The 25,119-nt window shown below is 37.6% G+C and carries 14 protein-coding genes and 10 tRNA genes; 15 read left to right on the plus strand and 9 right to left on the minus strand.

The features are described 5' to 3' along the window. The first annotated feature begins 357 nt into the window (after positions 1-357). Positions 358-4,752, plus strand: a complete 4,395-nt coding sequence (locus SKA34_RS05635; protein ID WP_006644545.1) for a M36 family metallopeptidase — start codon at positions 358-360, stop codon at positions 4,750-4,752. A 50-nt stretch (positions 4,753-4,802) separates the two neighbouring features. On the opposite strand, the gene SKA34_RS05640 is transcribed toward SKA34_RS05635, so the two are convergent. The 4 genes from SKA34_RS05640 to SKA34_RS05655 form a co-directional block, all read right to left on the minus strand. Next, positions 4,803-5,888 (minus strand): hypothetical protein, encoded by a 1,086-nt coding sequence (locus tag SKA34_RS05640; protein ID WP_232284222.1) that lies wholly within the window; start codon positions 5,886-5,888, stop codon positions 4,803-4,805. 60 nt (positions 5,889-5,948) lie between these two features. Next, entirely contained in the window at positions 5,949-6,659 is a 711-nt protein-coding gene (locus SKA34_RS05645) for a hypothetical protein (protein ID WP_006644547.1), read from the minus strand. A 318-nt stretch (positions 6,660-6,977) separates the two neighbouring features. Beyond that, complete coding sequence (locus SKA34_RS05650; RefSeq protein ID WP_006644548.1) at positions 6,978-7,766, minus strand: helix-turn-helix transcriptional regulator; 789 nt, start codon at positions 7,764-7,766, stop codon at positions 6,978-6,980. A gap of 74 nt (positions 7,767-7,840) precedes the next feature. Then, entirely contained in the window at positions 7,841-8,464 is a 624-nt protein-coding gene (locus SKA34_RS05655; protein WP_006644549.1) for a hypothetical protein, read from the minus strand. A gap of 266 nt (positions 8,465-8,730) precedes the next feature. Between SKA34_RS05655 and SKA34_RS05660 the strand changes: the two genes are divergently transcribed. From SKA34_RS05660 to SKA34_RS05680, 5 genes are all read left to right on the plus strand, one after another. Beyond that, positions 8,731-8,821, plus strand: a tRNA-Ser gene (locus SKA34_RS05660). A 41-nt stretch (positions 8,822-8,862) separates the two neighbouring features. Then, positions 8,863-8,939, plus strand: a tRNA-Asp gene (locus SKA34_RS05665). A 43-nt stretch (positions 8,940-8,982) separates the two neighbouring features. Then, a tRNA-Thr gene (locus SKA34_RS05670) sits at positions 8,983-9,058 on the plus strand. A gap of 9 nt (positions 9,059-9,067) precedes the next feature. Continuing rightward, positions 9,068-9,152, plus strand: a tRNA-Tyr gene (locus tag SKA34_RS05675). Positions 9,153-9,159: 7 nt separating this feature from the next. After that, positions 9,160-9,235 (plus strand) — tRNA-Asn (locus SKA34_RS05680). A 78-nt stretch (positions 9,236-9,313) separates the two neighbouring features. Here SKA34_RS05680 and SKA34_RS05685 read toward each other — a convergent pair. Then, positions 9,314-10,207, minus strand: a complete 894-nt coding sequence (locus tag SKA34_RS05685) for a DMT family transporter (RefSeq protein ID WP_006644550.1) — start codon at positions 10,205-10,207, stop codon at positions 9,314-9,316. A gap of 93 nt (positions 10,208-10,300) precedes the next feature. Here SKA34_RS05685 and SKA34_RS05690 point away from each other — a divergent pair, with 93 nt between their 5' ends. From SKA34_RS05690 to SKA34_RS05715, 6 genes are all read left to right on the plus strand, one after another. Next, complete coding sequence (locus SKA34_RS05690) at positions 10,301-11,773, plus strand: PLP-dependent aminotransferase family protein (RefSeq protein ID WP_006644551.1); 1,473 nt, start codon at positions 10,301-10,303, stop codon at positions 11,771-11,773. Between the two features lie 151 nt (positions 11,774-11,924). After that, positions 11,925-12,015 (plus strand) — tRNA-Ser (locus SKA34_RS05695). Positions 12,016-12,056: 41 nt separating this feature from the next. After that, positions 12,057-12,133: transfer RNA gene (locus SKA34_RS05700), tRNA-Asp, on the plus strand. 43 nt (positions 12,134-12,176) lie between these two features. Next, a tRNA-Thr gene (locus SKA34_RS05705) sits at positions 12,177-12,252 on the plus strand. Positions 12,253-12,261: 9 nt separating this feature from the next. Next, a tRNA-Tyr gene (locus SKA34_RS05710) sits at positions 12,262-12,346 on the plus strand. 7 nt (positions 12,347-12,353) lie between these two features. Beyond that, positions 12,354-12,426, plus strand: a tRNA-Asn gene (locus tag SKA34_RS05715). 49 nt (positions 12,427-12,475) lie between these two features. Here SKA34_RS05715 and SKA34_RS05720 read toward each other — a convergent pair. Both SKA34_RS05720 and SKA34_RS05725 read right to left on the minus strand, forming a co-directional pair. Then, complete coding sequence (locus tag SKA34_RS05720; protein WP_006644552.1) at positions 12,476-14,254, minus strand: LamG-like jellyroll fold domain-containing protein; 1,779 nt, start codon at positions 14,252-14,254, stop codon at positions 12,476-12,478. A 160-nt stretch (positions 14,255-14,414) separates the two neighbouring features. Continuing rightward, positions 14,415-17,297 carry a GNAT family N-acetyltransferase gene (locus SKA34_RS05725; protein WP_006644553.1) on the minus strand — a complete coding sequence of 961 codons (2,883 nt, stop codon included), beginning with the start codon at positions 17,295-17,297 and terminating at the stop codon, positions 14,415-14,417. A gap of 219 nt (positions 17,298-17,516) precedes the next feature. On the opposite strand from SKA34_RS05725, the gene SKA34_RS05730 reads away from it, so the two are divergent. The 3 genes from SKA34_RS05730 to SKA34_RS05740 all read left to right on the plus strand — a co-directional run bounded on the left by SKA34_RS05730 (position 17,517) and on the right by SKA34_RS05740 (position 22,288). Continuing rightward, a complete protein-coding gene (locus SKA34_RS05730; RefSeq protein ID WP_006644554.1) occupies positions 17,517-18,077 on the plus strand; it encodes a 3'-5' exonuclease in 561 nt (186 codons plus the stop codon). Between the two features lie 244 nt (positions 18,078-18,321). Then, positions 18,322-20,292 carry an excinuclease ABC subunit UvrB gene (gene uvrB, locus SKA34_RS05735; protein WP_006644555.1) on the plus strand — a complete coding sequence of 657 codons (1,971 nt, stop codon included), beginning with the start codon at positions 18,322-18,324 and terminating at the stop codon, positions 20,290-20,292. Between the two features lie 619 nt (positions 20,293-20,911). Then, positions 20,912-22,288: an EAL domain-containing protein gene (locus SKA34_RS05740; RefSeq protein ID WP_232284223.1), complete on the plus strand. Its 1,377-nt coding sequence runs from the start codon at positions 20,912-20,914 to the stop codon at positions 22,286-22,288. Between the two features lie 105 nt (positions 22,289-22,393). On the opposite strand, the gene SKA34_RS05745 is transcribed toward SKA34_RS05740, so the two are convergent. Together SKA34_RS05745 and SKA34_RS05750 are read right to left on the minus strand one after the other, a co-directional pair. Further along, complete coding sequence (locus SKA34_RS05745; RefSeq protein WP_006644557.1) at positions 22,394-23,485, minus strand: DUF4056 domain-containing protein; 1,092 nt, start codon at positions 23,483-23,485, stop codon at positions 22,394-22,396. Between the two features lie 212 nt (positions 23,486-23,697). Continuing rightward, positions 23,698-24,912, minus strand: a complete 1,215-nt coding sequence (locus SKA34_RS05750; protein WP_039859733.1) for a glycosyl hydrolase family 18 protein — start codon at positions 24,910-24,912, stop codon at positions 23,698-23,700. Positions 24,913-25,119: the final 207 nt, after the last annotated feature.

The raw sequence follows: 25,119 nt of genomic DNA on the forward strand, positions 1-25,119 counted from the left end.
TTATGAATATATTGTGTATTTACATTACTATGACAAATGCGTCTAAGTATATGGCAAAATAATTATCGATATAACCTTTGTCTTATCATACTTAGGATTAATTATTTAGGAAGGATTTTGAATAATAATCACTTTTGTATTGTATATTACGTTTGCGAGCATTTTGGTCGCTTTTTTTTTAACTAAGATTATCTTTAATGACTTGTGGGTTTTATCCTATATTTAATAAATAAATAGCACTTATTTATTAAATATTTCCTTTCTTTTAAACAAGACAATTAAAAAGTAAACGGTTTCTATAATCACAAAGTTAATTTGTATTCAGCAAAGTAATTGAGATGAAATAGAGGCTTGATCATGAAAATTATTCGAGTATTTATATGGCTCGCAATGCTTATAAGTATTGTGAGTTGTAATGGTGGCAGTGAAGATACGGTAGAACCTTACAGTGATAGCGAAGCTGTAGTCGTTGATTTTACACCTGAATTCACCGCATTTCGTATGGCTACTCCTTCCACAAAAAACGAACAAATAGGAAAAAATGCTTCATCGCCAATCTTATTAGTGGGTACTTTACAAGCAACGAATACAGCTACGAATGCTGTCGATGAGTTCGATTGGAAAGCATATCTACATCTCGATACTTTTAAAGTGGAATCTGAAACAACGGTTGGTCTAACACCGGGTAATTATGATCTCGTGCTTGATATTGAGCATGATGGACAAAAATATCATGGTGAAGCGAACACCGATATTGTCGATGGCAACTCCCCTGTTGCAATGAATTTATCTCCTGTCCTAGGAAAACTTGATACTGACGTCTCTGTCAATCCTGAAATGGCTAAGCTCTTTTTTAAAGTCGATCCTAGCGAATTAAATTTATTAGGCTTAGGAACCCCTATTGTTGGTATTGGGCTTGATAATAATCAAGAAATGAAGTTTTTAATCAACAAAAATTCAGCACAATCTGATCTTTTTTTTAATATCCAATTTGGTAGCTATTTAGTTGATATTAACTTCTACGATGATACTGAAAAAGTGGGTCATTTAGATATCCCCAATCAAGCATTAAATATTGATCAAAATACGACTGTTGTTAATTATGATGTGGTTCCATTGATGGGAGTCACCGTCATCACATTTAATGAGCAAGGTGATACTACTGATATCACCGTTAAAATTCCTAACTCGATCATTACCCATGTTCAGCAATTATCAGATCTTAATACTGAACTTAAGCTATTAGATCCTAACAATATGATAGTGTTTGATGATCAAGTGATATTTACCCAAGATCCCAATGCGCCTGATAGTTACATTGCAACGCTACCAGTGAATTTGAATTTTGCTCAAACGCAGACCCATGGTTTATTTTTAACATTAAAATTTTTCGATACAGCGAATAATCCGACTGTCGCATTTGCGAGTTGTACATCTGAAAGTTTCCATTTAGAGCACAATGATAAAACATTAGGTTGCCAAGTTACATTTAACGATACGACGGTAGACGTTGTAACCGCTCTAAATGCGCATTTTGTAGTGAATGTTTACGATGTAAACGGTAATCCAGTGAAAGATGCTCAAGTGTTTGTAGATGATGCTACAACCCCTATTGGTGTAACCGGAGAAGATCCGTTTACCAGTGAAGGTGCGGTTGTGTTTAATACATCAGTAGGAGAGCATGATATTAAGGCTAAAGCGATTGGTTATGTCGCTGAAAAAGTCGTTAATGCCACGCCTCTGAGTATCAATAATGTCGATTTATATTTGATGATCCCTGAATCACCACCAGCAGATGCGGTTGAGTCAAGAAATTATGATACGCGGGTATCTTTAACTGAAAATATCAATATTACACCTAGTACAGAGCAAACAAACCTTGCTAATGATTTGGTTGTAAAAATCCCTCCAGTTAAAATTGATTATGAAAAACGTACAGGTGTCGCGCGGGTTATTTATAATCAGACGGGATATTTAACCGATGCCGATCCGTCTAAAACCACTGAGCAAGTGGTAATGGATTTTCTAGATGATAATCGTCGTTTATTAAACTTATCGCCTAGCGATATTGCCAACGTAGAGCAGCAAGTTTATGAAACTGCAGCGACAGGAGCGAAGCGTTTTTATTTAAAGCAAAAACGTTACGGGCGTGATGTTTTTAATGCGCAACTACAAGTCAATGTAAACCGAGATGGGCGTATCTTAAGTGTAAATAACACGTTTTCACCTCATATTGAACAGGTAATTATTAGTAAGCAATCCCCAACGATCAGTGTGAAACAAGCCATTGTTAAAGCTGCTGAAAAAGTAGGGATCAAGGTTCGCCACCAGCCAGCCATTGAAAATGAAGATCTTGGTGCCGATGATCAAGCAACAAAAGTTAATGCAGCCAGTGCTTCTAGAGAGCCGATTGAGGCTAAATTAGTATACATGCCAGTCAAAAATGATGAACTACGTTTAGCATGGTCATTCTTACTCTTTACTCATGATCAACGTCATGTCTATCAAATGATGGTTGATGCGACTACTGGGGAGGTTTTGGCTTATTTCGATCAAGTTGATGAACATAGCTATGAAGTGTTCCAATATCCTTTAGAGTCTCCGAATCAGGCAACACCAGTAAATGCACGCCAAGTTGAAGTTAATCCTGCTGCAAGTCCTGGTTCACCATGGGGGTGGCATGATATTAATGCCACCATTGGCAATGAATATACCATCATGCGCGGTAACAATGTTCATGCGTATAACGACTCAAATAATTCAGGTTCACCAACAGGAGTCGAGCCAGATTGTTTGGCGGGTATAAGTTGTGTATTCCCACTTGATTTCACTCTACCACCACAAGATAACAGCGATGCGGCTATAGCAAACTTATTCCACTGGAATAACATTATTCACGATATCACCTATCTATATGGCTTTGATCAAGCTTCAGGTAATTTCCAAGTCAATCAATATGGAGCACCAGGCGCTGGTGGCGATGATGTTAAAGCGGAAGCGCAAGATGGTGGGGGAATGAATAATGCCAACTTCTGGACGCCTGCTGACGGTACACGCCCTAGAATGCAAATGTACCTATGGTCATATACCACCCCACAGCGTGATGGTGATTTTGATAATGCGATCATTGTCCATGAGTATGCTCACGGTATTTCCAATCGTTTAGTGGGCGGTCCTGCTAATGTAAATTGTTTAAGCAATATACAACGACCTTCAGAAGGAATCAGTGATCTCTATGCTCTGATAATGACTCAACCAGCAGGCATGACAGGGGCTGATCCTCGTGCTATGGGGACCTATGTATTAGGGCAACCAACGTCAGGAGCCGGGATTCGTCCACAACGTTACAGTACTGATTCAACGATAAATAATTATACTTATGAAAGCATAACTTCGGGTATGTCAGTGCCTCATGGAGTAGGTTCTGTATGGGCACAGGCTGCATGGGAGGTTTACTGGGCATTAGTTGATGAACATGGCTTTGATATTGATCTGTATAACTCATTAGGGGGAAGCGGTAATCAACGAGCAATGCTGTATTTCACTGAAGGGTTGAAGAATACCATTTGTTCACCAAGTTTTATTGATACTCGTGATGGTATTATTCAAGCAGCTATTGATAACTATTCAGGCGAAGATGTGTGTTTAATCTGGCGTACTTTTGCCGATTTTGGCTTAGGTGTTGATGCGATATCGCCAAGTAGTAATAGCTTAAATGTCACTAATGGTTTTGGTATTCCAAGTTCATGTGACGAAACCGCTGATGTTTGGGTTGAAGATACCCATTTTGATTATTTTGGTCCCGCACCTGATACTGGAAATGAGCCTGATGCCAATATGGTTGGAAAATCAATGTGGCGCAGTAAAGCAATTTGGAATCGCGTCGTTGCAGGTAGCCCAGGTCCTCACCAGAATCCTGAATTTGGCCAGAAAAATGAAATTTACGTAAATGTAAAAAATCGTGGTGCAGCAACGGCCTTTAATACCACTGTTGAAGTGTATTGGGCACATGCGTCTACTGGATTAACTTGGCCTGCGGATTGGACATTACTCGGTACAGATACCATAGGTACTTTACCTGTTGGTGCTGATGTAGAAGCGACAGTTGCATGGGAGCCACCATCAACAGGACATTATTGTTTAGTCGCGCGTTTAATTAATCCACAAGATCCAATGAGTTTCCCTGAAACTTCAAGCATTAATTATAATACTCGCCAAAACAATAATATTGCATGGCGAAACATGAATGTTGTGGATCTTATGCTTAATAAGCAAGTTGATGTTTCCTTTATTGCTCGTAGTTTGGCGAAAACAAGTAACCAGATCATGTTGCAAATTGGCGAAAGTGAACAGCAACGCTTTATAAGAGAAGGAGGAAAGATCCATATAAACTTATTTGAGTTTACTGGCAAAGATGAATGGGCTGAAATTCATCAACTCCCACACATTATACGTGACTTACAGGCGCCAAACAGCACTGACAACGCGGCAAAAGTAAAATTACGTTTTAGTGCTGGGCCAATGCCAATTACCGATAGAGTCAGTGGGTTGTATCATATAGATGTGTTGCAATTAGATACGGACTCAGGAACGAATCAAAGAGTCGGTGGGGTTGCCTATGAGATTGTTACTCGTACTATGCTAACTGATTCTGATAATGATCAGAAACCAGATATCCAAGATGATGATGATGATAATGATCAAGTTCCAGATACACAGGATACCTATCCTTTAGATCCACAACGTCATTAAGATATTGGTAAGTATAAAAAAGCCCTGCATCGAAGCAGGGCTTTTTATCTTTAAGAGTTTACGCCATAAATTCGCTGTCTTTCGAATCGATAGAATCCTCTTTTTTCTTCCTTTTCATAAGTTTCAGCGCTGCCACCAAAAAAATTTGTTCTGAGGGTTTTTAGTTTATGTTGTTGGTCAGCTTTAGAAACATCTCTTAGAAGCTGTTCTCTTTCCTTCATATATTTCATTCCAATATCCCAACGGGCACTTTTTTCAGCATCTTGTTCAGCTGCTAGTACCACTTGATCTTCTGTAAAACCGATATCCCTTCTAGCATTAGCGATTTTTTCCACTCTTTCTTGCGCTGTTAATGTTTGCATTTCCTTTTGAACAGATTCCAAATTAAAAAAAACTTGTTCAATTATTGTTATTCTTTGCGTGCTTGATTCTTGGTTTGATAGTTCCAAGTTTTCAATGCTGTTTTTAATGATAAAAAGGCGATCCTCAAACTCTATATCTGTAGACTTATCCAGCAATGATATAGTTTTTACAACTAATGATTTCTTAGTATTTAAAGCTGTCGTGTTAGGATCCCAAATTAATTCCGCATCTTCTTTAAAAACCTTATACCGTTCCTGCCATAATAATTTTTGGCTTTCAATCTCGTTGAGATTGTTGAGTAATGATAAATTTTCAAAGAACCATTTATTATAAATATCCATACTATTCATTAAGTTAAAAATATATTTTTCATACATTGGAAATGATAAACTTACAATTCTATTAAAAATTGCATTTCCATTAATATTAAATTTATTAATAACCTCTTGTTTGAAATCCCAAAGTTCAGATTGTACTTTTACATTTTTAATTAATGAACCTAACGATGATTTTAGGTTTTCTACTTGATAATTAATATACTTCACTTCTTCAACAGAAAATTTTGTTGTTTTATCTTTTGAATTTACTCGGTCGTAATTGAAATTGTTATTCTGATTAACTGTAGAAATCTGAAAATCATCGTTACTATCTTTTTCTACTGATGGTGTAGATGAAAGAGGAAGAATCTCTTCATTTTTAGTTGTTTCAATATAAAGTGAAATTAAAACGGTAACACTAATAATTAATGACGATATAACTATCTTTTTTTTCACGATATATGTCCTATTTAAAGGCATGAAGATAGCCTAACATCATGCCTTAATTCTTAGTATTTAAATGAGATCTTTTAATACTGGCCAAATTAGATTTGAAATTTTCAATGAGCCGCTAGTGTTAGGGTGTATATTATCTGAAAGAATATCGTCAGGAGTTATTGAATTTCGAGGATCAATAAAATGACATTGAGTAGAGGCCGTATCAGTACATGCTCTTTCTAGGTTTACCATTCCATAATCAATTGATTTTTTAAGGTTAGTGAGATCTCCTTTAGTATGGTAGTAACCTAAATACACGATATTATCGGTTCCATTTGAGCCTAGATTATTCATAAAATCGACAATTTCAACATAGAGATTATCTGAGATTCTCTTACAGCGTTTTGTTGGTTCAGGTCTCCACCAATACGTTTTACAGCCATAAAGATCACCGAGTATTGCTGGAATTAAAATATCATTACCGCCTCCGTCCATTAAAACGGTTTTAATTTTAGTAGAAGGAGTATCTTTTTGTGCTTGCTCAAATTGTTTAGTTACAGGCTTAACAAGTATACCACTAGAGAATTTTGCACCGCTTAGAGCATAATCTCGAAACTCTTGATTGGCTTTATATTCAAGGTCATCTAGTATCTCACCCGATAATGCAAATATTGAGTCTCCTATCAGTAATATATCATCTCGTTTATTATCATTTAAATTATTAGCATTAGAATGTGTACTAAATAAAAGTAAAGTTGCCAATGAAATTGATAAGTTGAATTTTTTCATTTAATTCATCCCTTGATTTATAATTTTTCAAAAATTTAAACATCCGTATGAATACTTTATTAAGTTAGTACAAAATATGATAATTACAAAAGCACAGTTACTTAAACAATTGCTATTTTCCGTGTAGACATCGTTTTTTTATTTAAGTAACTGAAAAGTTTTGCTTTTTATAAAAGGTGTGTTTTTGGATTAAAATCACGTTTTTTATATTTTAAATGTGATGGTTATTTATTAATAAGGCTGAATTAATATAGATGTCCTTTTAATAAAGTATATTTTTATGGAAAAGGTACTTAATTGAAATCATATTAATTATGATTATTTTTCTGTACCTAGACGTTGACGATATTGATCGGGTGTACTGCCTGACTGTTTTTTGAATGCGGTTATAAATGGTGATGCTTGATGATAGCCAAGAGTAAATGCTATTTCTTTCACAGATAACCCACTACGAAGCAAATGTAGTGAATAGATAAATTTACGGCGTTGACGCCATTCTGTAAAACTCATGCCTAGTTTGTCTTTAAAGTGACGCGCTAAGGTACGTTCTGTCGTGTGCAGCTGTTTTGCCCATTCAGCTAATGTTGTGTTGTTGGTAGGGTTTTTCTCAAGTTCAATTAGCATTGATTGAAGTAACTTGTCCTCAGTCGTGGGTAGATATTGCTCGTGTTCTTTACTCATCAATACTTGATCAAATAAAACTTTAACGAGGCGTTTGTCTTGTGGAGTTTCAGGAATGACGATACGACGCTCGCGTAGGTCATTAACCATGGCTTGCATTAAAGGGCTAACCTCTAATAAACATGAATAGTCAGGAAGAGCATCAGCTAGGGGCTTAGTGATGTTCATCGAACAATAATTTAAGCTACGACGAATGTAGCTCTGATGTTCGATCGCTGGTGGTACCCATAATGCGTATTGAGGTGGGGCGAGAAAATGTTTAGTTTCTGCTTTTAATTCAATGATCCCCCCACTGATCAGTTGCAATTGTCCCCACGGGTGAGCATGTTTCATCGTTCCGGTATTAGGCAGAAAAATCGTATGGCCAAAAAAGATATCACTGGGTGGATTATTATCATCAAATAAAGGTTGGTATACGTTTTTCATTTACTATTACTGTTAAACAACTAATGATCTAAGTATACGCAGATTTAAAGGCGTTTATCTATTACAGCTTAAACCTATTGATACCAATCAATATCACATACTTCTAACGCCTTTAGAAAATCAGTATTCAGCGGGTAGCGGCCATTCGTCGCACCATGCTTGTCTGTCGGCATGATACGATAATCTAAAAATTTACCAGTGAGCATTTGTGTAAATATTTTTTTAGCAACTTCACCAGATGCGACGGTATAAGGTGACGTTGATGTTAAAGCTTTCGCTGTTGCTGTTGTAAAGCTTAGTTGTAGCTCGGCAAGTTTTAACTTATTTGAATTATTAATATGACGACCATAACCAACCAAGGCTTGTGGAGAAATATCCATTTGCGGTTGAAGGTAATAGTTCATGTCTTCTTGTTTAATAAAAAAGCCATATTGATTATCAATGCGTATCTGTATGTCTCCAACAGGAATTGGGTTTTCATCTGGACTATGCATACCGATACGAATTTGATTGTCGGTCATATCAATCATGGGGTAAAAGCTACCGTGTGTTTGTATCGGAGATAATGCACGAACACGACAAGTTTCTTTACCTGTGAGTTCATCTTTAAGTGTGATTGCTTCCCATTGTGCAGGGTAGAGTGCAACACAACCAGAACAAAATAAAACAATAAAAAGAGGAATGATGTTGAACGGCATATAACATCCTTGTGAATATTGATGACACATTGAAGCGTTATAACTTGTTTTAGTATAAGCAAGCATTAAGTATCGTGTTGAAGTTGAATGAAAAGAAAACGACTTTAGACGCTACATTGGCGGAAAAATGAACGTGAAAAAGTATAAGAAATAGTTGGATTGTTATCTCTCGTAACAATCTGAACATTTGTTAATCGAGTGGGTGTTTTTTCTAAAAAATAGACTTTACAGGCTTTCGAACTGTCGGTAATATTCGCCGCACTTACGGAGAGATGGCTGAGTGGTTGAAAGCACCGGTCTTGAAAACCGGCATACGTTTATAGCGTATCTAGGGTTCAAATCCCTATCTCTCCGCCATATTCTAGAGATTCGATGTTATCGGGTTTCGTTAAAGAATTGGAGCGGTAGTTCAGTTGGTTAGAATACCGGCCTGTCACGCCGGGGGTCGCGGGTTCGAGTCCCGTCCGCTCCGCCAACATTTTGATTTAACGCGTGCGTTAAATAGACGAAATTTTAGTGCCGACTTAGCTCAGTAGGTAGAGCAACTGACTTGTAATCAGTAGGTCACCAGTTCGACTCCGGTAGTCGGCACCATTAAATTTCGGTGGGGTTCCCGAGTGGCCAAAGGGAGCAGATTGTAAATCTGCCGGCACTGCCTTCGAAGGTTCGAATCCTTCCCCCACCACCATTACAATTCCTCCTTAGTTCAGTTGGTAGAACGGCGGACTGTTAATCCGTATGTCGCTGGTTCAAGTCCAGCAGGAGGAGCCAAATAAAAAAAGCCCGCAAGAAATTGCGGGCTTTTTTACGTCATAAGATATTGTTTATATCCATTTTTCTTTTGATTTTCTAAGTCAGCTGTTTGTATTGTCTCAATTGGATACTTGGCTTCTTGGTCACTAAGTAAACAGCACTGGCTGCTAAAATAAAACCTGTTACTCCTTTCCAATCTAAAGATTCACCAAATATTAGCCAAGCTTGAATAGCTGTAACAGGAGGAACTAAATAAAATAGAGAAGCAACCGAGGATGAGGCACTTTTATTTACTATATAAAGAAGTAAAAGTAATGCGATACATGAGAGACAAAGCACTAACCACGCTAATGTTAGAATAAATTCGGTTGTCCATTGAACTTCCATCGTTTCAAAGTTGAAAGCTACAGGAAAAAATAACGTTAAGGCAGCTAAGTATTGGACGCATGCTCCTCCAATCATATCGATATTCTGACAATATTTTTTTTGGTAAAGTGTGCCCAAAGTAATACCCAATAATGCACAAAAACTGAAAAAATACGCACTCGTTTTATGCAACTCTGATTGCCATTCAATTTTCCCCATCAACACCATAGCGATGCCAATGAAACCGATGATCAGACCAACCCATTGAGATAGCCTAAATTTTTCTTGAGTAGATAATAAGAGAATCATCGCTGTTAATATCGGCTGAAATCCTACAAGTAATGAGCTTAACCCTGTTGGCATTCCTTGACTGATCGCGTAATAGCTCCCACCAAGGTAAAAACCATGGATTAACAGCCCAGAAATAAAGCTGTGAAAAAAGTTCATACCTTTTGGTATACGCTTATTAAGCACTACTGAGATAATTAGAAATAACAATATGTTTAAAGCCATACGGATTGAGAGTAGTGTGGCTGGCTCTGCATAGTTTAATCCTAATCGTGCTCCGATGAACCCAGATGCCCAGAGAATAACAAATACAAAAGGGATAGCCTTAATTAGCATAATAAATCCTTGTGATGTAACTCGTGTTACTTTTGAATAGAATTAATATACTTAGGTGCAGATATTTAAAAAGTCACAGAGTTGAATGTTTTTATGGGTACAGATGTTGGTAATTTAGTTAAACTCACCAATCTTATTGATCAAGAAAAAAGGAACGGGAGTAGTAAGTATATTTTGGTTGAAAGCTACCTCCTGAAGATCATTCAGAGTGGCGCTTTTCAAGATAATGATAAATTGCCTTCAATACGAAGATTGAGTGCTGATCTGTGTGTAAGTAAAAATACCGTTATTCGAGCTTACCAAGAGTTGGAAGCACAAGGTTATGTGTACGCTTTACCAAAATCAGGTTATCGAGTGTCGGTTCGAACAAAATTAGATTCGATGTTGATGGAGCCGACATGTGTGGATTTAATTTCCATATGCAAAGATATTTTGAGCTATCCTGAATACAAAGAGTGCTTACCGTTAGGTTCTGCCCATCCGAATATTAATGCACCAGCCATTAAGAGTTTGTACGCTGAAATTGGCCGCCATAGCCGCCAGCAAGTCCACACATCAGGTCATTATCAACTTCCTCCTGGTAATAAATTATTGGTCAAACAACTGACTAAAATTACACAAGATTTAGGTATCTCTGCAAATACCGATGAGCTGCTTGTTACTCATGGCGCTCAGCAATCTATTAGCTTAGCCCTTAGAGCGATGACTCAAAGCGGTGATATCGTTGCGGTCGAATCCCCCTGCTACTTTGGCAATTTGTTGTTACTGGAGTCGTTAGGCTTAAAAGTTATAGAGATCCCGAGTTGTTCCCGAGACGGGATCAGTCCTGAAGCTCTTGAGCAAGCAATGAAAAATTGGGATATTAAAGTCATTATTGTCACTCCTAACTTTACCAACCCCACTGGGGCGGTAATGCCATTAAAATGTCGGCAAAAACTTCTTTCTATTTCTAGCAATATTCCAATTATTGAAGATGATGTTTTTGGCGCATTGGCACACGGAACGTCGTTACCGAGCTTATACAGTCTCGATATACAGAAACGGGTTATCTATGTAAATTCATTATCAAAAACCTTGGATTCTCGGTTACGTATTGGCTGGATATTAGCGGGACAATACCGTGAAAAAATAGAAAAATTTCTTTTATGTGACAACATGGGGTGCTTGAATTTGTTGCATTCGGGGGTGGCAACATTTTTAACATCCGGTAAATACCGTACTCATACTTCAAAGATGATCCGCAATTACCAAAGCCAAGTTCAGTATTTCTGCCTGCTATTAAATCAGGTGTTAAGTAAATATAAAAATATGAAAAATCGTTATCAAATCCACAAAACACAAGGCTCCTTCATACTCTGGATTCGGTTGCCTGAAGGTACTGATAGCTACGAACTTTATCGTGAGTGTAATCAACATAAAATCAGTATCTTACCTGGTACTGTGTTTGGTTCACATAATCAATACAAACACTGCTTTCGAGTCAGTGTGGCGAATTTTAATTGTGATAACGACTGGTTGCCTGCGATGGAAGTTTTTGGACACTTAATTTCTCAACATGTGAATTAACAGACATTAGAGATAGTCGTTGTTTCTGTTCGATAAAACATCAAATTGAGTGAGTGAATAACTTTTTGATTGATAGATAAACAGTTGAAAGATTATTTGATGCTATTACTTTACAGATAAAAAACAGCACTATATTATACGCCGCACTTACGGAGAGATGGCTGAGTGGTTGAAAGCACCGGTCTTGAAAACCGGCATACGTTTATAGCGTATCTAGGGTTCAAATCCCTATCTCTCCGCCATATTCTAGAGATTCGATGCTATCGGGTTTCGTTAAAGAATTGGAGCGGTAGTTCAGTTGGTTAGAATACCGGCCTGTCACGCCGGGGGTCGCGGGTTCGAGTCCCGTCCGCTCCGCCAACATTTTGATTTAACGCGTGCGTTAAATAGACGAAATTTTAGTGCCGACTTAGCTCAGTAGGTAGAGCAACTGACTTGTAATCAGTAGGTCACCAGTTCGACTCCGGTAGTCGGCACCATTAAATTTCGGTGGGGTTCCCGAGTGGCCAAAGGGAGCAGATTGTAAATCTGCCGGCACTGCCTTCGAAGGTTCGAATCCTTCCCCCACCACCATTACAATTCCTCCTTAGTTCAGTTGGTAGAACGGCGGACTGTTAATCCGTATGTCGCTGGTTCAAGTCCAGCAGGAGGAGCAAAATAAAAAAGCCCGCAAGAAATTGCGGGCTTTTTTACATGTAAAATCTAGGCTTTTGTTAACAACTCATTGGGTGATAAAGGTCTATTAACTATTCTTAACTCACTGACATAACCATATAAAGGATTATGTAATTTACTGTTAGAAAACGATGATCCCACAATCCAAGCTGCATCTTCTTTGATTGAAAGGCCATTACTTTTCTCAGTTGGATTACGCATTACTTTGTATCCATCAATGTACATAGTGGTGTGTTCGCCATCATTTATAATGGCGATATGGTACCACTTCATCAAATCGAGACTCCAAGACCACGCAGTGGTGGTATCTTGCTGTTGATTGTCCATGGTTTCCCATTGAACCTCATGAAGAGAAGAAATCGCCATGACAACGGCAGGATCTTCGCCAGCATCTTTAACAAAATCATTGAGGCTGGCTTGCTGACATAAAATTCCACCCCAACGTGATAAATCACTTTCCCAATCATCCGGTAACTGCAGGAAGGTTTCAATGGTATAACCTTGATCCCAGTTATTAGTACTGATTGCTGTTCCCAGCGTTGATAAGTATGCGCCAGTATCTTCTGCTTTATTACCTTTTAGTAGAACAGAGCCTGCTGTGTGCCCGTTTTCTGGTGCAGATTCTGAGTATTCAAAATACTCTTTCAGTGCACCAGTGTTGGCTTCTCTTGGCATCATTTTGAAATGGCTACCGTTTCCTGAAAGATCCTGAAAAATAGAAGTGACACTGCCTTCGTCATCGACTTTCATCATGTTTTCTTGATCTAACTTCCAGTAACCCACTGTGCCGTCAATAAGGGCTGGCATGGGTGATAATTCCCCTTGATTTAAGTTACTAAAACGCTCTTCAAAATTCATGTCGAACTCGAAGTGGTTGGTCTCATTGGTTAACTCAGGTATATCAAACGGTGTTCGCTCATCGTCTGGAATCGCTTGAACCCAAGGGGAGAATGAGCGAATGACCAGTTGATTATTACTGTAATCAAAACCGACAGTACGGAGCATGCCATTGCCTCCCCAAAAGTCTGCTTGGTAATCGACCACCATCATTAGTACATCACGACCATAAGCATTTTTGGCGACCATATTAGCCGCACCATGATGGTGACCATTCATGGTTAGGAAGATCTGGTCATTCTTATGAATAAAATCGATCCAGAACTCAAAGCCTTTTGATGTGATTAATGGGCTTTTTCCATCACTATCAATATTCAGCAGTTGGTGGGTTGATAAAATGGCTGGGGTGTTAGGATATTGATCAAGTAAGTTTTGGGCCCAATCAAACGTCGCTTCTGAAGGATTCCAATCGATCGCAAAAACTAAAAACTCGGTGTTATTGTGCGGCTCTTTGAAAAGATGACAACTATTGAAGCCACAGTCACTGACTGCGATACATGTATTGACTTCAAAGATCTTATTCTCTGGGAAGTGATTTAAAAATGGTTCGTTGCTTGGGCGGTCAATGTCATAATGATCACCGTTTTCAAGATCGTGATTACCACATAAGAGAGAATAAGGTGTATTTTCTGATGCACCTAAGATATCCATTGCCTCACAGGCAACATCCCATTCTGCTGGTTCATCGTAATGCTCGACTAAATCACCAAGGTGAATAGTGAATGGGATATTTTCATCTTTCCAATTATCTGCGATCCATTGAGTTTGAGAAAAATAACGTTCAGGACTATTTTCAGAATACTTTTGAGTGTCAGGTAAAACGGCTAATTTCCAGTTTTGATGAGCTTTCTTTTTATCATTGCCAGAACTGTCGTTTGATTTACATCCTGTTAAATATGTTGCAACCATAGTTGCGGCAACGCCTTTTAGGAATATTCTTCTGCTTATCATGCTTTTTAGTGCTACCTGTAATTTATAAAGGCACAATACTGGCAGGGTTATGTTGCATTTTTATTTACAAAATCTAACTGAAATTAAACTTATCAATATTAATGTAGTGTTCTTTTACCTAAGGGTATTGCACTTTTTTAAAGCACATTAAAGTATTAAGGGATGGATCATGTGCCTGTAACAAATACTGTTTGCTATCTTTTAATCCTTTTTTTTCTAGCGCAGATATCCAATAATCAATGCCTTGGAAGTTTCTCAACTCGGCTTGATTTTCTTGCCAACTAATATGTAATCCAGCATTAAAAACGGTATGGACTAAAGAGCAAAATGTACGTTGTTGATCGGTACCTGCATCGTGATCCCGTAAGATAAAATACCCTTCAGGCTTTAACACGCGATAAATTGAATCAATATAGCTATCGAGCTTTTCGGGCGGGCAGTGATGTAAACCTATATAACAGGTGATCAAATCTAAACTATTATCTTCAATGATATTATCAGGGATAGGCTCATAATCATCCAGCGCAAAAAACTCACCAACCAATTTTATACTGCCGCGTTCGACAATCTCTGCTGGTGAGTTATCTGGGGCATTTTCATTAGAAATAAAAACTTTTCCTGATAGCTTCAACGCTTTCTTTAACCCATTAACATAGCGTCCTGTTGAGCCAATTTCTAAATAGCCATTAAGGTGCCTGCCTGTTGGTAGGATGGTTTGGGTTTGTTCTGTCATTTCTTTTTTTTGCTTTGCTAGCGCAGGAAGCGCAAATCGAATATCTGCAAGCGCTGGTTTGATATCTGGTAGTGAATACTGGATCTCATGATAGATTGCTTCATCAGTATTTATGTACTGGCAAGCGTCCATTATAAGCTGGTGGAATAAATGCTCGGGGTAGAGGTGATAAATATTTTGTAAAAATAGATAGAATGCATCTCTTTGCTTGACGGTATTATAGATTTGGCGAAATTCAGAGGTATTTATTTCTTTTGGACTAAGCAACGTCGGATCATTGTTTTGGCGATAATATTTATCCCATAAACAGTGACGAAAACGATAATCAGAATCCCATTTCGCTTTGAGTTCAAACAACTTAGTGGCATTAGGGTAGGCGCGATGAAATTGATCAAAACGCGCATGGGGTTGATACGGTAAGTAATAACAGCCACCCGCATTTATCGCTGCTTCAATTAATTCTCTTGTCCAAATTGCCACTTTTTCTTGTTCTGCTTTACTTGCTCCTTGTTTGTAATAGAGCACAAAGGCAAAAACTTCTTCTCTTGCCCACGCGAGAATAGAGCCTGGATCTGGATGGGAGTGACGAATAGAAATATTCACAGTATTAACCGTATAACGGGTTAATATTTCTGTCATTCTTGGTGTGAATTGTTCAATATTTCCAACAGGAATAAAATACTCCTGTAGTACGTAAGTGGTTTCCGTCCGTGAGATCGGCTCGAGTTCTGCCACATAATAATTAGCTTCATCATTACGTGTTGTGATCTTGTTTCGCCAATAAAGGACTGGCTCGTAAATATATTCCCGTAGCCAGTTACCAAAAGGAGCTTCAGTGATGGTCCAAAGCATATATTTTTCAGCTAAATAAAGTTTACGTGATTGCCTTGGGGCAACATTTACCGCTTGATCTGTACTGAACCAAGTGATGACTTGTACCCGATTAAACTCTGGTGGCAGCATATCAGCATTATGGAAAACTGCATCTGGGTCACCTTTGATATTCTCGGCAAAAAAAGCGGGATATTCCGTTAACGGTATTTTCTTATGTAAACGTTTTATATGACTGTCGTTAGTGAGTGATAGCTCTGCTTCAACAATGATCCCCAATGCGCCATAACCACCAATGGCGCCATAAAATAGTTCGCTATGTTGCGTGGGAGAAGCAATGACAGCTGTACCGTCATCTAATAATAATTTAATTTCATTAACAGAAAGAATGAGCGGACCAAGGCTAACATAACGTCCGTGACAATTGACACTCAATGAGCCACCTATGGTGAAGTTGGCATAGGTTTGCATGATTTTTACCGCAAGGCCGTAGTCTTTAATCTTGGCTTGAATATCACGCCAACGAGCCCCTGCTTGAACACGAATAGTTTGTTTGTTTATATCTAGCTCAAGGATACGGTTGAGGCCACGCATATCAATATGTAACGTATCTGGATGTGCGGTTTGTCCGCCCATGCTATATCGTCCACCACCAATTGAAATAGGCTTGGATGTCGATTGGAGCATTGTTTGTAATTGCTCGATCGTGCCAGGAATATATACATCATCAACACCAACGGAATAGAGCCGAGACACTTCTTTTATAATATTGGTATTGGTTGTTTGCGATGATGTGCTTGTTGGTAACACATAGCGGAGCCTTAATAATAAAGGTAAGCCATATTTCTGGCTTAATGCTTCTGAACCAGATTGTGATACTTGGTAAAAGCCATAACGCTGATAAAAACGGATGGCACCTTTATTACAAAAAGTGACGTCTAATTCAATACAGCGATAACCTTGCTGTTTTAACTGATGGCAAAGATCATCGAGCAATGATGTACCAAGACCTTGTCCTCGAGCGTTTGAAAATATAGCAACATTGTTAATGTAAAACGCATCTTTAGAGGGTAGGGGAACATAGTTTGCTAATGCTTTTCGGACCGTAGTTAATATGCGCCATTTTAAATGAAGCGGGGAGGCAAAGAGCAGTTGTATCGCGCCTGTTAATTCTTGTTGTTGTAACTGCAGACGAGAGTATCCAAGTACCGCACCTTGGGTTATATCATTATGATTATAAAGCCACCCAAAACGATAACTAAATAGCCCTTGAGGTTGTACAACAAGTTTATGCAATACGCTCAGTGCGGTTTGTTTATCAACAAAGATGAAATTCATTAATTCATGCGAACTATAATAGATACAATTAACCATTGTTTCTATATCGGCTTGTTGTGCATGTTTCAGTGTTGTCTGAGTTTTTTGTGGCGGACTCATAGAATTATTATTCCTGTATAAGCTAAATCAATCCACTTGGCACTATAAATAAAGATAGTGTGAGCTTAACTATTTCGCTGCTCGTTTTTTGATATTGGGCTTTATTGTTTTTTTCTATTAAGACCATAGAATATGTTTATCTCGTCTCTTAACTGATGAACCAGTAAACACAAAATGGTATTATTGACGGCTGTTTTGCCTGTGACACTTGGATAACTAATGAATTTTGACCGTATTGTGTGTTTCGATCTCGAAATGTGTTGTTGGAATGATGGCCGCACATCTAGAACCGGTGAAATTATCGAAATTGGTGTGGCAGAGCTTGATCTCAACACCGGAAAAATCGTTCGTCGGGCACAACATTATGTGCGTCCTGCAAAAGATGAAATCTCACCGTTCTGTACAGAGTTAACAGGTATCAAGCCTGAGGTTGTGGAAAAAAATGGCAAGCCACTTTCTGTGATTTTAAAATCGATCGAACAAAAGTTTGGTGGTCGACATAAGATCTATGCAGCGTGGGGACATGATGATCGTATTTTGAAAAAGGAATGTTTAGCTAAAGAGCTAAAAGTGCCTTTTCGTGAGTATTTAAATCTTGCTACCTTATTTAAATTACAGCGCCATGTTACTAATAAACGATTAGGTCAACGTGCCGCAATGGAAATTGCTGGTGTTGAATGGGAAGGTCGTCAGCATTCGGGTTATGTAGATGCGTATAATCTTGCACGTTTAGCGGCAACCATGTTCTGTGAAAAAGACACAGATTCAACACAAGTATAGTGTTACTACCAATCGATTTGTTTAGTAAAGCCGACTGATAAAGTCGGCTTTTTTATGTGTATGATGTAATTCGAGCAATGAAAGTGTAAGTGTTTATATTTCGTGATTCGGTGCCAATACTTGAAAAGATATTTGGATAACTAAAAGACTAATATTAGTTTGTAGCAAGGGATTAAGTGTTTAAACGGCAAAATATAATGCGTTATGTATACTGACAAAAGCCGCTCATTAAAAGGTAACTTTTATGTCACATAATACGTTTATTTTGCATTCCGCTTATCCTCCATCAGGCGATCAACCTGAAGCTCTAGCTCGATTAATCGGTAATATTCAAGACGGTGTTACACACCAAACATTGCAAGGGGTAACCGGCTCAGGGAAAACCTTCACGATGGCAAATATGATCCATCGTCTTCAGCGTCCTACTTTAATATTGGCTCATAACAAGACGCTTGCTGCACAGCTTTATAGTGAGATGAAACGTTTCTTTCCTGAAAATGCTGTCGAGTATTTTGTCTCTTATTACGATTACTACCAACCTGAAGTGTATATTCCTGGTAGCGATCGTTTTATTCGTAAAGATTCTGCGGTGAATCAACAATTGGAACGATTACGTTTGTCGACCACCAAATCGTTGATAGAACGTAAAGACGTTATTGTAGTGGCATCAGTATCTGCTATTTATGGCTTAGGCGATCCAGCCCAATATCGCGCGGTACAAATTCCTTTATCGGTAGGTATGACAATCGACAGAGAAGACTTTATTCAACGTCTTGTCGCGCTGCAATATAGCCGTTGTGAACGAACGATTGAACGAGCAACTTTCCGTGTACACGGTGAAATCTTTGATATCTATCCAGCAGATTCAGAATCAAAATCAGTACGTGTGGTGATGTTTGATGACACCATTGAGCAGCTCCAATGGCTTGATCCTATTACTGGGAAAGTGATGGGTGACATTGACCATTATTTTGTTTCCCCAAAAACCTTGTATGCCGCTTCAAAAGACAAGTTACTCAAAGCAAGCATTGAAATTCAAAAAGAATTAGAAATGCGTGTCGCTGAATTAAATAATGAAAATCGTATTGTGGAAGCGGCGAGGCTGTATGAGCGCACGACACATGATATAGAAATGATGCAGCAGCTTGGATATTGCTCTGGATTAGAAAACTACTCATGTTATTTAAACGATCGCGATCCTACCTTGCCACCGACGACCTTATTAGATTATTTACCTGAAGATGGCTTACTGTTTATTGATGAATCACATGTGATGATCCCGCAGATTTCAGCAATGTACCGCAGTGATGTGAGTCGTAAAGAGACATTAATTGATTATGGTTTTCGTTTGCCATCTGCGAAAAACAATCGCCCTTTAATGTTTAAAGAATTTGAGCAAATAAAACCACAAACCGTATTTGTCTCAGCCACTCCCGGTGATTATGAACTCAAAAAATCCGATCAGCATGTTATTGAACAAATCATTCGTCCTACAGGTTTACTTGATCCTATTGTTGAAGTGCGTCCTTTAGCGACTCAAACAGATGATCTACTAAAAGAAATATCAGAACGTACGCAAAAAGATGAACGAGTACTGGTGACGACATTAACGAAAAAAAGTGCAGAGGCATTGTATGAGTTAATGTCAGAGCAAGGCATTAAGGTCAGCTATATTCACTCTGAAGTGAAAACCGAACAACGTGTTGAAATTATAGATGATTTACGTGCAGGTACTTTTGATGTTCTTATTGGGATAAACCTGTTGCGAGAAGGGTTAGATATTCCAGAAGCTTCATTGGTCGCAGTGTTAAATGCGGATCATGCGGGATTTTTGCGTTCAACACAGGCGTTGATTCAGATTATTGGTCGGGCCGCTCGTAATGCAAACGGTAAAGCGATTTTATATGCTGATAAAATAACGCCTGCAATGCAGCAAGCGATGACGGAATCACAGCAACGCCGAGAGCGACAGGTGGAATATAATAAAGCACATAATATTACGCCAGCCTCTTCTCAACGTAAAAAAGCAGCGATAGATAATAATGAGCCCACACAACATAGCATTGAGTTCTGTTCTAATCTATCTGAGTTATGCCAGCAAATTACGGCAACAGAAAAAGAACTCTTGGTGGCTTGTGATAAGAATGATGACATACAAGTTGGTATTTTTAGAGAAAAACTCAATGAGTTATATCGTCAGTTCATATTTATGTAAGACAAGATATTAATTGACATGAAATTAAGGTCGTTATTATTCGGCCTTAATTACTAACAATCAACGTGATTATATTCACCTATTATGTTCTTGTTGAATCGTATTAGTTGTATACATTGTAATAAAAAGTAATAAACAATAGCGAATGTACTATGATATTTTTTATCACAAAGAGAAGTGAATTTTATCATGATTTTATCTATATGATAAATTTAAGTTTTATTGGATTCTTCGAGTTTTTGGATTTTTAAATTGTGATTGTAATCACATTAAGTGTTGATATAATCCGCCCGCTATTTATATAAGAAAATAGAACCATATAAAAAAGTTATAAATTGTTATAGATAAAAGCGTATGTTCATTATTAACATAAAAGATCTTAATTTTATCAGTCATAGTGCTGGAAAATCATGTGTTACGATAGAAAATATAATTTAAGTGTATTCATTTTGTAAGAATGAATATGGGGGTAAATTGCTTCCCTTAGCTTGTTATAAAGAGTTGTTATGGCGTTATACAAAGCAATAAATATGGCTTTAAATGGGATTGTTCTTTTATGAACATTAAATACATGAAGCCTTATACACTGATAGTGTGCTCTGCGTTCTTTCTCATTATTTTGGCATGCTGCACTTATCTTCTTTATCAATACGATATTGATACAAAAATTCAAAATGAGCATGAAATACAACTAAAAACTTTTAATTCAGTTGTTAATAGCAAAGAGACACTGACCTCTCTTTTTTCGAAGATGACGATTCCGACCTTAGCTGAGCAAAGGGAGTTAAAACGTTATGTCTCCGATCATAAAGATGTTAGCAGCGTATCTGTGATTTATAAGGATTATTATGTATACAGTACATTTGGAAATCGCCTATATTCAATGGAGATGAAGGCAGTAAAAGGTTTTAGTATTAAGGTAAAAAGCTTACTAACACATAAGCCAACCTTGTCTTATACGTTGCAGGTTGGAGCGAATACTTACTTAAAAATATATTTTAAACCGCTTCGTTTTAATGTTATCGATAGTATTGGCCGAGGGTATATTACCGTTTTTGATAATATTGAGATTGGTGAAGGCAATCAGTTGGTAAGACATGTACTGTTAGGCCATCATGATGAGTATCATTTTCATCTCGACGACACTGATTTTTTTGTGGATGTTGATACGACACTCGCTCTAAAACAATTTGTTGAAACTAAATATGTTTACTTGTTAATGCTCTTATTGGGTTGCATGCTAAGTAGTTATATATCCGCAGCTTACAGCAAAAAAATTTGGGTACGAATTTGTATCAAACGCAATATTATTCGCCCATACCTTCAACCCATTGTTAATAATGAAGGAAATATTATTGGGGCTGAAGTTTTAGCGCGTTGGATTACTAAAAAAGGTCAGGTTTTACCGCCTCATTTATTTATACCCTATATAGAGAGTAAACACTTAACACCCTTGTTAACCTACTCTTTGATGACACAGGTTTATCAAAGTCAGTTAATAGTCGTGAGTAAACAACTAAAATTGAGCTTTAATTTGACGGAACCTTGTTTGTTTGACGAAAGTATTTATAAAGCGAGTTTATTATTGGCGCCTAAGTTTGAACTGGTGCTTGAATTTACGGAATCAGCACCATTTTCGAATAATCATGTGAAAGCGCGTATGGAAAAATTTCATCAAGATGGCATATTCTTTGCGCTTGACGATTATGGTACTGGGTACTCCTCACCGTATTATTTGACTGATTATAGTTTTGATTATTTAAAAATAGATCGTTGTTTTATTGAGCAAATTGAACATAATCCTAAATCAATCCATGTTGTTGAATCGTTAGTACGATTAGCTCAAAAACTGCAGCTTTCTGTCATCTCTGAAGGCGTTGAAACAGAAAAACAAAAACAGATGTTAGATCAATGGGGAATTAAGCAATATCAAGGTTTTTACTTTTATAAACCGATGTCAGTAGAAAGCTTTATAGATATATATCGTTCTTATTAATATAGCGTCTTGTTGATATACCTAGCCCTTCTTGCACATTGTGCAAGAAGGGTTTTTTATCTTTTTAGATATATAAAATTAATCGTAAGTAAGTATTCGCTAACTTTAATCTTTAACTACCTGGGTACTTTGACCACGTTCTTTATGATCTTGATGCTTTGCAAAATTAGCGAGTTGTTGAAATTGAGCGGGTTGCCAGACCATGATGCTTTTTAGCGCAGGAGGGAGCGTGTTAAACGTTTTTTCATTGCCTACATTATATAAATACAACTCAGCCCACACAGCATTATTATCACCGTTACTCAATTGGGTAGATAAAGAAAGAGGAATACCGTTTTTCACCCCATTAGGGATGCGAGTTAATCCCAGTTGATAATCGCGTTTTAATACCACCCACTTTTGTGGCAAACGTGTATTGTGATCCCACCACTGACCATTTAATTGCTGTATGTTACGTTTGGTTTCTTCTGATGAAACACTGCCTAAGTGTCGTAATTGATCGTTAAAAGCATCAGTCATGGCTTGAGAAAAATCTGACGAAGAGAGAGCGGGTTGCTGCTCTAGTACTTGTTTTGCGGTGATAGCACCTAACATGTTGGAGTAGAGATCTTCTGGTGAAAAAGCAGAGACATATTCCGGAAAGCCAACGACTGATTCATAGCCAAACCATTGCGCAATTTCATGCCATTGTGCTAATCGAAATGCTAATAGAGCCGCAAGCTCGATACTTATTGTTTGCTTCTCGCGGTCTGTAAGTGTTCGCTTACTTCTCTTTAATATTATATCGCGTTTACGTAACTCTGTCGGTAATGTAATTCGATAATCGGAGCCTAGATGTTGGTGAATTTGCTGATACAAATAATAAGTAAAATCTGCGGTATCTCGAACATGGGCTGTATCAATAAACCCACCTTTAACCGTAAATATTAAGCCGTTTGATTCATTGCCTAATCCTAATAAACTCGCAATAACGTTTTGTGAACCATCGTTATAGATATGTTTGCCAAGCTTAGAAGCATCAACAATATTTTCTAATGAAAAGAATGGGATAGGTACGCCGAACAGTTCTGTTTTTAAATCTTGACCAAAAGCGCAGCATGGACGTACCCCAACTGGGGCGGTTAAGGCTTTCGTCGGACTACTTGTTAATAATGAGCAGAGTGAAAAGCATGTGATGAGTAATAAGTTCTTTGTCATTAAAAAGCTTAGGTTGTGTGGGTTTAGATATTCAGGTAACTGTAAATATAGCCATGTTTATATTGATTAAAAAGCAGTGTGAGTATTTACTAACGAATATTTAAGACAAAGCTTTCATTGGTATATCGGCATTAATTTAACCTGTTTTAAGTATTAATTTGTTAGTTAAAAGAAAAATGCCAAGTGATCTTGGCATTAATTTTGTAGCGATATTAGCTTTCAAAATGAGGCATAGGATCATCTTTGCGATAAACTATCCAATCTTCATGTTTATCACATACATTTTGATAACTGCGATCTTGATTAATTGTTGCATCAATTGTTTTTATGATTGATAAATCAGAACTGCCTTTTTCAATAGCATCGCAAGGTAATTCCCATAACATTACTCCACCTAAGTGATAATCTTCGGCTAAGTGAACCTTGCTTCGAATGGTAGGTAAGCCATTGTAATAATGTGTCACACCATCTTTTCCTTCGATGGTATCCCTACATGCCATTTGATGTTGATCGTGAACCATCTTTGTATAAGTTGGACCATGATGAGAATAAGATGGTAAACCTAATGTGACGCGATGTGGATCAAGGTGGCGTTTATGAATCCAGTAGTCGAGTGCCGTTTTAGTATCTTTGTAGCTAGAATGATCTTCATTTCTCATGTCATACGTCATGAGATTTACGGTATCAAACACATCAAGTGCCTCGTCCATATAAAAATCACCACACTCACTTTTATCTTTGGTTTGAGTGCCGCGACCGTTAATTAATGCTGCGGTAAAATACAAACCTTCTTCATGTAAGCGATCTGCTAACATGTTGACAAATTCCGTATAGTTATAGGCCACCGTATCATCTGTTCTAGGGTATTCCCAATCGAGATCGATGCCGTCCAGATCATAGCGGTTAACCACTCTCATTATACTTTCAATGAAGTTTTCGCGAGCTTCTGGTGAAGCAGCTATTTTTTCATAAACAATATCACGTCCAGTCATACCATCATCATTTTCACCGCTCTCATTATCTCGCCAACCGCCGAATGATAAAAAGACTCTTCCATTTGCAGATTTGTCTCTAAATGTTTGTATTGTTTTTACGAGAAGTTTTTCGTGTTCATGATCGAGTGAGGGAACAATTCCATCAGGATGTGAGATACCTTCTGAGTCTCTGTTCGCTGAAGGGTTCATGAATGCAATATTTAGATCTGTAATTTCACCAAAATTATCATCATTGTCTACCCAAGGTTTATTCTGCTCTGTTTTGTTATAGCTAACATAAACTAAATTTCGAAAGCTATCTGTTAGTGCAGGCTTTTCTACTTGAGCTCTATAGCCTTGATAAGTAGAGCTAGAGTTATCATCACTATTATTACAACCCAATAATAGGGTTCCTAATATCAGCATTGTTAATTTGCTTTTGTTGTATTTCATTTTAATCTCTCACGTTATTGATTACTTATAAATATATTGTTTTTTATGATTAATTTTTTGAAATATATTGTTATTTTAGGGGGGGATCATGTATTTATGTTTTTTTATATTAATTTAATTGTAATTTTTTTGTCATTTATATTGAAATAAATAATGATGAATAAATTTTAAATTTTTGTTACTATATATAGAGTTTTTAATGTTTGA

It is taken from the genome of Photobacterium sp. SKA34 (genome assembly GCF_000153325.1).
Lineage (GTDB): Bacteria > Pseudomonadota > Gammaproteobacteria > Enterobacterales > Vibrionaceae > Photobacterium.

What these genes read in the sequence shown, in the direction of transcription:
- SKA34_RS05635 (WP_006644545.1), top strand. Translation starts at nt 358, where the DNA reads ATGAAAATTATTCGAGTATTTATATGGCTCGCAATGCTTATAAGTATT.
- SKA34_RS05645 (WP_006644547.1), bottom strand. Translation starts at nt 6,659, where the DNA reads ATGAAAAAATTCAACTTATCAATTTCATTGGCAACTTTACTTTTATTT.
- SKA34_RS05650 (WP_006644548.1), bottom strand. Translation starts at nt 7,766, where the DNA reads ATGAAAAACGTATACCAACCTTTATTTGATGATAATAATCCACCCAGT.
- SKA34_RS05655 (WP_006644549.1), bottom strand. Translation starts at nt 8,464, where the DNA reads ATGCCGTTCAACATCATTCCTCTTTTTATTGTTTTATTTTGTTCTGGT.
- SKA34_RS05685 (WP_006644550.1), bottom strand. Translation starts at nt 10,207, where the DNA reads ATGCTAATTAAGGCTATCCCTTTTGTATTTGTTATTCTCTGGGCATCT.
- SKA34_RS05690 (WP_006644551.1), top strand. Translation starts at nt 10,301, where the DNA reads ATGGGTACAGATGTTGGTAATTTAGTTAAACTCACCAATCTTATTGAT.
- SKA34_RS05720 (WP_006644552.1), bottom strand. Translation starts at nt 14,254, where the DNA reads ATGGTTGCAACATATTTAACAGGATGTAAATCAAACGACAGTTCTGGC.
- SKA34_RS05725 (WP_006644553.1), bottom strand. Translation starts at nt 17,297, where the DNA reads ATGAGTCCGCCACAAAAAACTCAGACAACACTGAAACATGCACAACAA.
- SKA34_RS05730 (WP_006644554.1), top strand. Translation starts at nt 17,517, where the DNA reads ATGAATTTTGACCGTATTGTGTGTTTCGATCTCGAAATGTGTTGTTGG.
- uvrB (WP_006644555.1), top strand. Translation starts at nt 18,322, where the DNA reads ATGTCACATAATACGTTTATTTTGCATTCCGCTTATCCTCCATCAGGC.
- SKA34_RS05745 (WP_006644557.1), bottom strand. Translation starts at nt 23,485, where the DNA reads ATGACAAAGAACTTATTACTCATCACATGCTTTTCACTCTGCTCATTA.
- SKA34_RS05750 (WP_039859733.1), bottom strand. Translation starts at nt 24,912, where the DNA reads ATGAAATACAACAAAAGCAAATTAACAATGCTGATATTAGGAACCCTA.